Origin of the sequence: Azotobacter salinestris (genome assembly GCF_009363155.1) — a bacterium.
GTDB classification, from domain to species: Bacteria; Pseudomonadota; Gammaproteobacteria; order Pseudomonadales; family Pseudomonadaceae; genus Azotobacter; species Azotobacter salinestris.
Window position 1 is genome coordinate 1,352,527 of record NZ_CP045302.1, and the last position, 12,609, is coordinate 1,365,135.

Annotated in this window: 11 protein-coding genes; 2 read left to right on the forward strand and 9 right to left on the reverse strand. The window is 66.3% G+C overall.

Annotation, left to right across the window (positions count from 1 at the left end):
- Positions 1-316: 316 nt before the first annotated feature.
- Positions 317-3,742 carry a ribonuclease E gene (gene rne / locus GCU53_RS06365; RefSeq protein WP_152386866.1) on the forward strand — a complete coding sequence of 1,142 codons (3,426 nt, stop codon included), beginning with the start codon at positions 317-319 and terminating at the stop codon, positions 3,740-3,742.
- 98 nt (positions 3,743-3,840) lie between these two features.
- Here rne and murB read toward each other — a convergent pair whose 3' ends face one another.
- The 8 genes from murB to GCU53_RS06405 form a co-directional block, all read right to left on the reverse strand.
- On the reverse strand, positions 3,841-4,860 hold the full coding sequence (murB, locus tag GCU53_RS06370) for a UDP-N-acetylmuramate dehydrogenase (protein ID WP_152386867.1): 1,020 nt from the start codon (positions 4,858-4,860) through the stop codon (positions 3,841-3,843).
- Positions 4,857-5,321 carry a low molecular weight protein-tyrosine-phosphatase gene (locus tag GCU53_RS06375; RefSeq protein WP_152386868.1) on the reverse strand — a complete coding sequence of 155 codons (465 nt, stop codon included), beginning with the start codon at positions 5,319-5,321 and terminating at the stop codon, positions 4,857-4,859. The genes murB and GCU53_RS06375 overlap by 4 nt, the downstream gene beginning before the upstream one ends.
- A complete protein-coding gene (gene kdsB, locus GCU53_RS06380) occupies positions 5,321-6,085 on the reverse strand; it encodes a 3-deoxy-manno-octulosonate cytidylyltransferase (RefSeq protein ID WP_152386869.1) in 765 nt (254 codons plus the stop codon). Before kdsB ends, GCU53_RS06375 begins: the two co-directional genes overlap by 1 nt.
- Positions 6,082-6,267 carry a Trm112 family protein gene (locus GCU53_RS06385; RefSeq protein WP_089167535.1) on the reverse strand — a complete coding sequence of 62 codons (186 nt, stop codon included), beginning with the start codon at positions 6,265-6,267 and terminating at the stop codon, positions 6,082-6,084. The genes kdsB and GCU53_RS06385 overlap by 4 nt, the downstream gene beginning before the upstream one ends.
- 61 nt (positions 6,268-6,328) lie before the next feature.
- Positions 6,329-7,330, reverse strand: a complete 1,002-nt coding sequence (gene lpxK / locus GCU53_RS06390) for a tetraacyldisaccharide 4'-kinase (protein ID WP_152386870.1) — start codon at positions 7,328-7,330, stop codon at positions 6,329-6,331.
- The gene (locus GCU53_RS06395) at positions 7,330-7,758 is read right to left on the reverse strand and encodes an ExbD/TolR family protein (RefSeq protein WP_152386871.1); all 429 of its coding nucleotides are present in this window, start codon (positions 7,756-7,758) and stop codon (positions 7,330-7,332) included. Before GCU53_RS06395 ends, lpxK begins: the two co-directional genes overlap by 1 nt.
- A complete protein-coding gene (locus GCU53_RS06400; protein ID WP_152386872.1) occupies positions 7,755-8,387 on the reverse strand; it encodes a MotA/TolQ/ExbB proton channel family protein in 633 nt (210 codons plus the stop codon). Before GCU53_RS06400 ends, GCU53_RS06395 begins: the two co-directional genes overlap by 4 nt.
- A gap of 72 nt (positions 8,388-8,459) precedes the next feature.
- Positions 8,460-10,670, reverse strand: a complete 2,211-nt coding sequence (locus GCU53_RS06405) for a DNA internalization-related competence protein ComEC/Rec2 (protein ID WP_152389810.1) — start codon at positions 10,668-10,670, stop codon at positions 8,460-8,462.
- Between the two features lie 141 nt (positions 10,671-10,811).
- Between GCU53_RS06405 and GCU53_RS06410 the strand changes: the two genes are divergently transcribed.
- The gene (locus GCU53_RS06410) at positions 10,812-11,339 is read left to right on the forward strand and encodes a DUF2062 domain-containing protein (protein WP_152386873.1); all 528 of its coding nucleotides are present in this window, start codon (positions 10,812-10,814) and stop codon (positions 11,337-11,339) included.
- Between the two features lie 25 nt (positions 11,340-11,364).
- Here GCU53_RS06410 and GCU53_RS06415 read toward each other — a convergent pair whose 3' ends face one another.
- A complete protein-coding gene (locus tag GCU53_RS06415) occupies positions 11,365-12,609 on the reverse strand; it encodes a lipoprotein-releasing ABC transporter permease subunit (RefSeq protein WP_152386874.1) in 1,245 nt (414 codons plus the stop codon).

Consider the following 12,609-nt stretch of genomic DNA (forward strand, 5'->3'; position numbering starts at 1 on the left):
GCTGCAGATTCTGCGGACGGCACCCGATTTTCAAAGGACACGTGCAGGGTGGAGATGCACAACCATCGGATTGCGTAGCTGCAAGCTTTCATCCAGACGCACATGGCGTCCGCTGCCGATGCTTGATTCCTCCTCCTGATTGATTGCTTTCTGCCACAACAGTAAGCAGGAGACGTAGTCGCGACTCTGGCCACCAGCCAAATGTTGCTTGACACGGGAATGGACGACAACCCTTCCTGAACGCCCCTGTCACCGACCGCGAGAGTCGTGTGTGCCGAACGCCGTTTCCGGCAGCCCGGAAACCGAACGGTACTACATGAAAAGAATGCTGATTAACGCAACTCAACCCGAGGAGTTGCGTGTTGCCCTGGTCGATGGCCAACGTCTCTACGACTTGGACATCGAATCGGGTGCCCGCGAGCAGAAAAAGGCCAACATCTACAAAGGCCGCATTACTCGGGTCGAGCCGAGCCTCGAAGCGGCTTTCGTCGACTTCGGCGCCGAGCGCCACGGTTTTCTTCCCCTCAAGGAAATTTCCCGCGAGTACTTCAAGAAGGCTCCCGAAGGCCGCATCAACATCAAGGATGTGCTTTCCGAAGGCCAGGAAGTCATCATTCAGGTCGAGAAGGAAGAACGCGGCAACAAGGGCGCGGCCCTGACCACCTTCATCAGCCTCGCCGGTCGCTACTTGGTGCTGATGCCGAACAATCCGCGAGCCGGCGGCATTTCCCGGCGCATCGAGGGCGAAGAGCGCAACGAACTGCGCGAGGCCCTGAACGGTCTCGACGTTCCAACCGACATGGGCCTGATCGTCCGCACCGCTGGCCTCGGTCGCTCCAGTGAAGAGCTGCAATGGGATCTCGACTACCTGGTGCAGCTGTGGACCGCGATCAAGGAAGCCTCGCTGGACCGTGCGCCCCCCTTCCTGATCTACCAGGAATCCAACGTCATCATCCGGGCGATCCGCGACTATCTGCGCCAGGACATCGGCGAAGTGCTGATCGACAGCGTCGAGGCCCAGGAGGAGGCCTTGAGCTTCATCCGCCAGGTGATGCCGCAGTACCAGAGCAAGATCAAGCTCTACGAGGACAGCGTACCGCTGTTCAACCGCTTCCAGATCGAGAGCCAGATCGAAACCGCCTTCCAGCGCGAAGTGAAGCTGCCGTCCGGCGGCTCCATCGTCATCGACCCGACCGAAGCCCTGGTATCCATCGACATCAACTCGGCGCGCGCCACCAAGGGCGGCGACATCGAGGAAACCGCCCTGCAGACCAACCTGGAGGCGGCCGAGGAGATCGCCCGCCAGCTGCGTCTGCGCGACATCGGCGGCCTGATCGTCATCGACTTCATCGACATGACGCCGGCGAAAAACCAGCGCGCCGTCGAGGACAAGATGCGCGAGGCCCTGGAGGCCGACCGCGCACGCGTGCAGATCGGACGCATCTCGCGCTTCGGCCTGCTGGAAATGTCCCGCCAGCGCCTGCGCCCCTCCCTTGGCGAGACCAGCGGCATCGTCTGCCCGCGCTGTAACGGCCAAGGCATCATCCGCGACGTCGAGTCGCTGTCCCTGGCGATCCTGCGCCTGATCGAGGAGGAAGCCCTGAAGGATCGCACCGCCGAGGTGCGCGCCCAGGTACCGATCCCGGTCGCCGCCTTCCTGCTCAACGAGAAGCGCAACTCCATCACCAAGATCGAGTTGCGTACCCGCGTGCGCATCGTCATCCTGCCGAGCGATCACCTGGAGACGCCGCACTTCGAAGTGCAGCGCCTCCGTGACGACAGTCCGGAAGTACAGAGCGCCCAGTCGAGCTACGAAATGGCTCCCGCGGAAGTGGAAGAGGTCCAGCTGGTCAGCGCCACCCGTACCTTGGTACGCCAGGAAGCCGCGGTCAAGACTGCGCCGCCGCGCAATGCCCTGGTGCCGGTTCCGGCCGAACCGCCAGCGGCACCGGCAACGCCCCCCCACCCCGCCCTGGAACTCAACCTGTTCAAGGGACTGGTGAAATCGCTGGTCAGCCTGTTCGCCGGCAAGGAAACGGCCAAGCCCGTCGCCGCCGAGCGGCTGGTCGAGGAGCGTCTGTCGCGCAGCAGCGAGGAGCGACGCAGCAGCCGCCAGCAGAACCGTCGCCGCGAGGGCCGTCACGGCCGCGATGAAGAGCGCAGGCCGCGCGAGGAGCGTCAGCTTCGCGAGGTGCGCGAAGAGCGGATACCGCGTCCGCCTCGTGAGGAGCGACCCGCACGCGAAGAGCGCCAGCCCATCGAAATCGTGGAAGCCCGGGAACCGCGGGAAACCCGCCGCGAGCGCCCGCCCCGCGAAGAGCGTGTGCCGCGCGAAGAACGCCAATCCATGGAAAGCATGGAAGTTCGCGAAGCGCGGGAGCCGCGGGAGCCGAGGGAAGGCCGCCGCGAGCGTCCGCCTCGCGAAGAGCGCCGCCGCGAACTGCGCGAGCCGCTCGATGCTCAGGAAAGCCCGCGGGAAGAGCGTTCAGCCCGTCCGCCACGTGAGGAGCATCCCCAACAGCGGGAAGAGCGCCAGCCCCCTGAGGAGCGCCTGCATGAGGAGCGTCTGGTCGTGAGCGAGCCGAAGGCCCCCGAGGAGGAAGCCCTCGCCCACGAGGAAACTCACGAGGAAGAGCTCGAGACCAGCAGCGAGGAACGCCCGCGTCGGCGCTCCCGTGGTCAGCGCCGCCGCAGCAATCGCCGCGAGCGCCAGCGCGACAGCCAGGGCAACGAAATCGAGAGCAGCGAGGAAGGCGAAGCCGCTGCTGTCGCGGCCGTTGCCACGGCCACTGCCGTGACCGCCGCGCAGACTCAGGCTGAAGAGGCTGCGGCAGAAGCACCCGCCGGCACTGCCCCGCTCGCCGCACAGCCGGTGGCCGAGGAAATCCAACCCGCTGTCGAGGCTGTCGCGGCCACCCCTGTCGCCGAGACCGGTACTGTCGAAGCGACGGAGCCTGCCCCCCGTCCCGAGCAGGCGCAACCTGCCAGGACCGAGGAGCCGGCAGTCAGCAGAAACGAGGCGCCGCAAGCCTCCCCGCAGCCAGCCGAGGAGCCGGCAACGGTTGCCGCGCCCCCAGCCGAAGTGCCGCGCAGCACGGCCCGCGCGATCAACGATCCACGCGAGGTTCGGCGCCGCAAGCGCGAAGCTGCCGAGGCGGAGGCCAGGCAGGCTGCCGAAGCCGCGAAGGCTGTGGAAACCGCAAGGCTTGCAGAAGCCAGCGCCATCGTGACCGCAATGCCGGTGGCCGAGGCACAGCCGGAGGCCGAGTCCGCCCCGGTCATCGCCGCGCCGGAAGCGCCGCAGAAAAGGGATGAGATCCTGCTCGAGCAGCCTCAGGCCGCCAGCGAGCCCTCTCTGATGGCTGCAGAAGCGGTCGAGGTGCCGAGCGAGCAGATCACTCCCGAGCCGGAGGTCTCCAGCGCAGTTCCGGAACCGGTCGAAGCCCCGTTTGAGCTGATTCAGCCGGAGACCGCGACCTTCGTCGCGGTGGAGGAGCCGAGCGAAACGCAGCCTGAGGCAGCGACTCCAGCGGAGGAGGAACGGCCTGCAGATCGGAAAGAGCAGCAGACCCTCGACCTCCAGCCGGTCACCGAGCAGTCGGAAGAAGCCGCCGACGAGCCGAAGAGCGCACCTGCAGAGGAAAGTGAGGAGGCCACCGAGCCACAGCGCGAGGAAGCTGAGAGCAAGGATGAGGTTGCCGAAACCAAGCTGACCGACAAGCAGGATCAGACTGCAGGCTGAAGCTGAAAAGCCGGGACCGGCCCGCGCCGGTCCCTGACGACAAAAGGGGATGCAGTGCATCCCCTTTTGCGTTTTTGCAATGCTGTTCCGGTCAGGGCTCAGATCACGCTGGGCTCGATTTCCAGAGACACGCCGAAGCGCCCTTCGATATCTTCACGAATGCGCTGGGCCAAGCCCAGCATCTGCCTGCCACTCGCCTGTCCGTAGTTGACCAGCACCAGCGCCTGCAAGCGATGTACGCCGGCATCATCGTCGCGATACCCTTTCCAGCCAGCCCGCTCAAGCAGCCAGCCCGCAGCCAGCTTCACATTGCCGTCCGTCTGGGGATAGGCAATCAGGTCGGGATACCGAATGTGCAGGCGTTCGGCCTGCTCGGCGGAAACCAGTGGATTCTTGAAGAAACTGCCGGCATTGCCCAGAACGGCGGGATCGGGGAGCTTCTCCCGGCGGATGGCACTGACTGCCCGGCTGACATCCTGGGGGGTCGGCGATATCACGCCCTGCTCCGCCAGCCACTGGCGCACCGGACCATAGTCCAGATGCAGCCGCGGCGTGCGCTGCAGTGCGAAGCGCACACGCAGGATCAGCCAGCGTCCGGCCTGGCGCTTGAACAGGCTATCACGATAGCCGAAAGCACATTCCTCACGACTGAATTCGCGCAGCGCACCGCTCTGGCGGTCGAGGGCGACCAGACTGGCGAACACGTCCTTGATCTCCACGCCATAGGCGCCGATGTTCTGCATCGGCGCAGCGCCCACCGTGCCCGGTATCAGGCTGAGATTTTCCAGCCCCGCCAGCCCCAGCGCCAACGTATGCTGCACGAAGGGATGCCAGGGCTCGCCCGCCTCTGCCTCTATCAGCACCTGCTCGCCGTCATCGGCCAGCACTCGCACGCCACGGCTGGCCATGCGCAGCACCAACGCCTCGACATCCCGGGTCAGCAGCAGGTTGCTGCCGCCGCCCAGCACCAGCAGCGGCAGGCCATGCTCGGCAGCCAGGGCCAATGCCTCGCGCACCTCAACGTCGTCATGGGCCTCGGCGAACAGCCTGGCTCGCGCTTCGAGGGCAAAGGTGTTGTACGGCTGGAGGGACAGATTTTCCTGTAGCTGCAGGCTCACAGGCGCCTCCGGATCTCGGCGAGCAACTCGTCGCCGGCTCGCTCGAGAAGATCGAGCACCCGTTCGAACCCCTCCTCGCCCCCGTAATAGGGATCCGGCACCTCATCCTCCTCCAGCGCGTAGCGGTGCAGATAGAGATCCAGCTCGGCAGCCGTCCCCTGTGGACGGATGGCCTGAAGGTCCCGCAGGTTGCTGCGGTCCATGGCCAGGATCAGGTCGAAGCGGGCGAAGTCCTCCCGGCAGACCTGACGGGCGCGCAGAGCCTCCAGATCGTAGCCACGCAGACGAGCGGCCCGTCGCGTACGGATATCCGGCGCCTTGCCCACATGCCAGTCACCGGTACCGGCCGAGTCGATGCGAATACGCTCTTCCAGCCCGGCTGCACGCACCCGGTCGCGGAACACCCCCTCGGCAGTGGGCGAGCGGCAGATATTGCCGAGACAGACGAACAGAACCCGCATCAGGCCTCCAGCAGGCGCCGCACGCGCTCCAGGTCTTCGAGGGTATCCACGCCGGCCGGAGGTGCCTCTCGGGCGTCGGCCACATGGATGCGCACGCCATGCCAGAGCGCGCGCAGTTGCTCCAGGCTTTCGACGTTTTCCAGCCAGCACGGTCCCCAGGCGACGAAATCGCGGAGAAAGCCCGCGCGATAGGCATAGATGCCGATGTGCCGGCGATAGGGCACGCCAGCCGGCAACCGTTCACGGTTGCTGGCGAAGGCATCCCGCGCCCAGGGCAAGGGGGCGCGGCTGAAGGTCAGGGCCAGACCATGGATATCGCTTGCGACCTTCACCACGTTCGGATTGAACAGGGTCTCGGCGCTGTCGATCGGCTCGGCCAGGGTAGCGATGGCAGCCTCCGGATGGGCCGCCAGGTTTTCCGCCACCTGATCGATGATCACGGGGGGAATCAGCGGCTCGTCGCCCTGCACGTTGACCACGATGGCATCGTCGTCCAGCTCGAGCCGCTCGGCTACCTCGGCCAGCCGGTCGGTCCCGGAGTTATGCTCGACGCGGGTCAGCAGCACTTCGGCACCGAAGGCCTGGCAAGCCGCCTCGATACGCACATCGTCGGTGGCCACCACCACCCGCTGCGCTCCGCTGCGCCGGGCCTGTTCCCAGACACGCTGGATCATCGGCTTGCCGGCGATGTCCTGCAGCGGCTTGCCCGGCAAGCGGCTGGAGGCATAGCGGGCGGGAATCACCACGCAGAAGGCATTGCTCATTTGTCCAGACGCTCGTCGACGTTGAGGGTGCGGGCCTCGCTCTCCAGCATCACCGGGATGCCATCGCGTACCGGGAAGGCCAAGGCATCGGCCTTGCAGATCAGCTCGGACTTGTCGTCGGCCAGCTTCAGCGGCCCCTTGCAGATCGGGCAGGCGAGAATGTCGAGAAGTTTCGGGTCCATGGTGAAATCCTGGGAAGGCAATGGAAAGCCGGCGATACGCGCCCGGCAGAGGGGCGAACGCTCAGCGCGATGCCAGCAGACGGACGAGGGCCGCGTCGAACCAGTCGGCGAAGGCCGGAGAAGGGACGGCATCGACGGCCAGATACCAGCAATCGGCAGGAGCGAAGGCCCGGCATTTCACCGCATCCTTTTCCGTCATCACCACCGGCAGCGCCGGAGAGAAGCGTAGCTGCTCGGCGCGGTAGCGGGCATGGTCGGCGAAGGCGTGCGGAATCGGGCGCCAGTGTAGCGCCTCGAGCGTGGCGAAGAAACGCCGGGGATTACCGATGCCGGCCAGGGCATGCAGGGCCGTTCCAGGCGGGAAGTGATCCAGGGGGCGGCGCTCGCCGCTGGCCAGATGAACCAATGCGCCGGGCTGAAGTGTGAAGGCGTAGCCTGCCGGCGGATCTTCAATGGCGCCGTTGTAGAGCACCGCATCCACGCTGGTCAGCCGCTCGGCCGGCTCGCGCAAGGGGCCGACCGGCAGGCAGTGGCCATTGCCGAGGCCGCGCGCGGCATCGATCAGAACCAGCTCCAGGTCGCGGGCCAGCCGATAGTGCTGCAGGCCGTCGTCACACAGGATGAGATCGAGTGCCTGGTCCTCGAGCAGGGTCCGCACGGCCCGCGGGCGATCCGGGTCGATCACCAGCGGCACGCCCGTACGCTGGACGATCAGCAGCGGCTCGTCGCCGGCCTGCTCGGCGGACTGGTCGGCGGTGACCCTCCAGGGCAGGCATGGCGGCCTGGCGCCGTAGCCGCGGCTGACCACACCGACCCGCAGACCGCGACCTCGGCAGACCTCGATCAGCCAGAGAATCAGCGGCGTCTTGCCAGTACCGCCGACGGTGATGTTGCCGACCACCACGACCGGCACCGGCGCCCGGTAGATATCGCCCTCGCCGCGCAGGAAGCGCTCCCGGCGGCGGCGTGCCACACACCGGAACAGCACCTCCAGCGGGCGCAGCAGGGCCAGGGCGGGATGGCCGCGGTACCAGGCCTCGAGCAGACGGTCGGCGCCGGCCATCAGGGGGCTGCCTGCGCCTCGACCGTGGTGATCCGTAGATGGGCGAAGCCGAGCTTGCCGGCGGCATCCATGGCAGTGATGACCGCCTGATGGGGAGTCTTGCCGTCGGCGCTGATGACCAGGGGCAACTTGTTGTCGCCATCCGACTCCTTCTGCAGAGCGCGCATCAGGCTGTCCAGGTCACTGCTGATCAGGGCCTGACCATTGAGCGAGTAGCTGCCGTCGGCATCGATCAGCACCTCCAGCTGCTTCGGCTCGGCCGTCTCTGGTGGCGTGCCGCTAACCGCTTCGGGCAGATCGACCTTGAGCTGGGTTTCGCGGGTGAAGGTCGTGGAAACCACGAAGAACAGCAACAGGATGAACACGACATCAAGCAGGGAGGCCAGATTGATCTCGACATTCTCCCGCGGTTTGCGCCGGAACTTCACACCTTGCCCCCGTTGAGATCGACTTCGCGATCCCCCTGTACCACCTCCACCAGCTTGATCGCCTCCTGCTCCATGCCGACCACCAGCTCGTCGATGCGCCGTTGCAGGTAGCGGTGGAAGAACAGCGCGGGAATCGCCACGAACAGACCGGCAGCGGTGGTGATCAGCGCCGTGGAGATACCACCGGCAAGTTGCGGGGCATTGGCCATGCCGGAGCCCATGAAGCTGCTGAAGATCTCGATCATGCCCAGCACGGTACCGAGCAGACCGAGCAAGGGCGCGATGCCGGCGATGGTGCCGAGGGCATTGAGATAGCGCTCCAGATCATGGATGACGCGTGCTGCCGCCTCTTCGATGCACTCCTTCATGACATCCCGGCCATGCTTGGAGTTGGCCAGCCCCGCCGCAAGAATCTGCCCCAGCGGCGAACCCGCCCGCAGTTCCTTGAGCTTGTCGCTGTTCAGCTGCTTGTCCTGGATCCAGCGCCAGACCTGTCCGAGCAGGTGCGGCGGGGTCACCCGGCTCGGCCGCAGGGTCCACAGACGCTCGGCGATAATGGCGAGGGCAACGACGGAACAGAGCACGATCGGCAGCATCATCCAGCCGCCCGCTTTGACAAGCTCCCACACGGTGGCAAATCCCCTTGGAAAAAGTGGCGCAACTCTAGCACAGGCGTACCCGCTCGCCGACGGCCGCCGTTCTCATTTTTCCCGCCAGAAGCGGGACTCCTCGCGCAGCCCGCGAGCCCTGCCCCAGTCGCCCAGGCGGAACTGCAGGGCACCTTGGCGGGCGGTATCGTAGATCACGGCCGGCAGCTTTCGATAGCGCGCCACGACCTCCGGATGCGGATGGCCGAAGCCGTTGTGCCAGCTGCGCGAGATCAGCACCGCACGCGGCGCCAGGGCGTCGAGCAGAGCCGGCGAGGACGAACTGCGGCTGCCGTGGTGAGGCGCCAACAGCCAGTCGGCGCGCCAGTCCGGATGGCTGTCGAGCAGTGCCCGCTCGGCAGCGACATCGATATCTCCGGTCAGCAGCAGGCGCTCGCCACCAGCCTCCACCAACAGCACGCAAGAAGCCCGGTTGCCCTCCTGCACGGCAGTCCAGTGCCAGGTGGCGAAACGCACGCCATCCCAGTCCCAGTTTCGGCTGGCGCAAGGCCATGCGCCGAGCGGCGCCGGCAGTGCCTGCGCCTCGCCGGCGACGACCTCGCCCAGCGGCAGACCGCGCTGCACGGCCAGGGCACCACCGGCGTGGTCAGCATCGGCATGACTGAGCAGCAGACGATCCAGACGGGTCACGCCAAGGCTGCGCAGCGAAGGCAGGACTACCCGCTCGCCCATGTCGAAATCGCCGAAGCGCGGGCCTGCGTCATAGAGCAGGCTATGCTCGCGGGTGCGCAGCAGCACGGCGAGGCCCTGCCCGACATCCAGGACCCAGACATCGGCCCGGCCATGAGGGATTCGCGCCTGCGGTGGAAATGCCAGGGGCAGCAGCATCGCCAGCCCCAGGGCACGCAGCGGCACACCTGCCGGCAGCAGGATCAGCAGGATTCCGAGCAGCGCCAGCAGCCAGCTCCAGATCGGCACCTCATGGGGCAGCCAGGCCGGTACGCCGCCGGCGATCGTGCCGAACAGCCAGAACAGTGCTGCCAGCAAGGCGCCGGCCAGCCAGAGCAGCCCCTCGCCTATTGCCGGCAAGGGCAGCAGCAGGGTTCCGAGCAACGCCAGTGGCACCACCGCGAGGCTGACCCAGGGCACCGCGACCAGATTGGCCAGCGGACCGCTGAGACTGATCGGCAGCCCCAGGGCCAGCAGCAGTGGCAGCAGCCCCAGCGCGCAGGTCCATTGAGCCCGCCACAGGGTCTGCCGCCATGGCCAGGCGCCCAGCCGGCCGCCGAAGGCCAGGACGAGAATCGCCACAGCGCCGAACGACAGCCAGAACCCTGGCTGCAGACTGGCCAGGGGCTCGAGCAGCAGCACGCCATCCAGTGCCATCAGAAGGGACAGCCAGAAACCCAGATGGCGAAAACGCAGGCGCCAGAGCAGCACCACGGCAACCATGGCGCAAGCCCGCTGCACCGGCACGCCAAAGCCCGCCAGCCAGCCATAACCCAGTGCGGAGGCAAGAGCCAGGCCACAGGCACAGGGCAACCATGGCAGAGCGCGCGGCCACACGCCATGCCGTGCCAGCAGGGCGATCAGTCCGTAGACCAGGCCGGCAAGCAGGCCGACATGCTGCCCGGAGATTACCATTAGATGCACGGTGCCGGTATCCTGCAGGAGCTTCCAGTCCGCCGCACTCAGCCCGGAAGCATCGCCCACCACCAGCGCGGCGAGCGCGCCTGCACGGCCCAGGGCATCGACCTGCCGCAGGCGCTGACGCAGGCTGTCGCGCCAGCCATCGGCAGCATCCGGTGCCCCGAGCCGCTCCCCTGCCTTCACCGTACCGGTGGCGCCAATGCGCTGGGCCAGCAGCCAGGCTTCGTAATCGAACCCCTGCGGATTGGCCAGACCGCGCGGACGCTTGAGGGTGACCGCCAGACGCCAGCGCTCCCCGGCACGGATCTCCGGCGCGGCGTGCCAGGCCAGGCGCAGTCGCCGGGGCAGTTCAGCACGCCGGGAGAAGGCGTCCTCCAGTTGGAAGCGCAGCGTGCCGTCGACCCGCTCCGGCAGCCCCGACACCTGCCCCTCCAGCCACAGGGTGCGGCCATCGAGTCCGGCGGGCAGGCGCTCCTCCAGTGCCCAGTATGCCGACAGGCAGGCCCAGCTCAGGCCGAGGAGAAAGAGCGCCGGCAGATAGCGGCGCAATGACAGGCAGGCCAGCCCGCCCAGCAGCATCAGCGACCACAGCCACCAGGGTGGCAGGGCCGGGAGAAAACGCAGGGCGAGCAGGCCTGCCGCGAGCGCAAACATCCCTGTGCGCAACATTCGAAACGACTCCGCAATCGGTGTATTCCAGCGGGACGGGCGGCCAGGATTGGCGGTGACAATACCTGCAGCGGGCCGTCATCAATGTGTGCATAATACTGGCGCTTCGAACTGCCGAGTGTCGCCATGCCCCGTCGCATCTTTAAGCGCTACATGCCGCATCCGGATAGCATCAGGGAACACAAGTCCCTGCGCTTTTTGGGCACCCTGATCCACGACCCCAATCTCTGGCACCTGAACCGACACTCGGTATCGCGCGCCATGCTCGTCGGCCTTTTCAGCGCCTTCATGCCGATCCCGATGCAGATGCTCCTCGCCACCGGCCTGGCCATTCCGCTGCGGGCCAACCTGCCGATCTCCGTCGGCCTGGTCTGGCTGACCAATCCCATCACCATGCCGCCAGTGTTCTACTGCACCTACAAGGTCGGCAGCTGGGTTCTGGATACCCCGCCAATGCCCCTGCCCAGCGAGCTGAGCATGGCCTGGATCAGCGAGCGCATCGCCACCCTGTGGCAGCCCATCCTGGTCGGCTCGCTCATCACAGGGGTCGTGCTCGGCATCATCGGCTACTTCGCAACCATGCTGTTCTGGCGCTGGTGGGTCCGCCACAACTGGCGGAAGCGCCAGGAAAGACGGCGCAACGCCGAACTCTGAAACGAGCGTACGACCTGCAGATTGCTTACTCGTAGCGCAGGGCCTCGGCCGGCTGGGTACGGGCGGCACGCCAGGACGGATAGAGGGTGGCGAGAAAGCTCAGAACGAGAGCGGCCGTACAGACCAGAGCCACGTCCAGCATCTGCAGATCGGACGGCAGGTAGCTGACGAAATAGATATCCGAGCTGAGGATCTGCCGGCCGCTGACCGACTCCAGCCAGCCGATCACTGCGCTGACGTTCAATGCGGCGACCACTCCCAGCATGGCCCCGATCAGAGTACCGAGCGCGCCGATCACCGTGCCCTGCACCATGAAGATCGCCATGATCTGTCCCGGTGTGGCCCCCAGGGTGCGCAGGATGGCGATATCCGCCCCCTTGTCCGCGACCACCATGATCAACGTGGCGACGATGTTGAATGCCGCCACCGCGACGATCAGCAGCAGCAGCAGCCCGATCATGGTCTTTTCCATCTGCATGGCGCTGAACAGGCTGCCCTGGGTCTGTGTCCAGTCGACAGCACGATAGGCCACACCGAGCTCGCCGGCAATTTCCGCTGCCACCTTCGGCGCCTCGTACAAATCCTTCAGCGCCAGACGCACGCCCTGCACCTGCCCCGGCCGCCAGCGCATCAGCAGAGCCGCATCGGCGACATGGATCAGTGCCAGCGAGCCGTCCAGCTCGGCACCTATCCTGAATATCCCGGTCACGTTGAGGCGCTGCATCCGCGGGGTGATGCTGCCCGAGGCATCGCTCAGCTCGGGGACGATCAGGGTCAGCTTGTCGCCGACCTGCAGACCGAAACGCCGCGCGGTGATCTCGCCGATGAGTACCCCGAACTCACCAGGCACCAGATCGGCCATGCTTCCCTGCTGCAGGTGGTCGGCGACGATGGATACCTTGGGCTCCTCATGCGGATCGATTCCCTGGACCTGGATCGGCTGCATCGCCCCCTTGTAGGACAGCATGCCTTCCAGCTCGGTGAGCGGCGCTGCAGCCCGTACCTGCGGATGGGCCAGAGCAGTTCCGGCCAGAGCGCGCCAGTCGTCCAGCGGCTGCGCACCGACGATGGCGGCATGCGGCACCATGCCGAGAATCCGCGAACTCATCTCCTTCTGGAAACCGTTCATGACCGACAGCACCACGATCATCGCCAGCACGCCGAGAGCAAGGCCGATCATCGAGGTCAGCGAGATGAAGGAGATGTAGTGGTTGCGCCGCTTGGCCCGGGTGTAGCGGGCACCGATGAAAACCGCCAGGGGACGAAACAT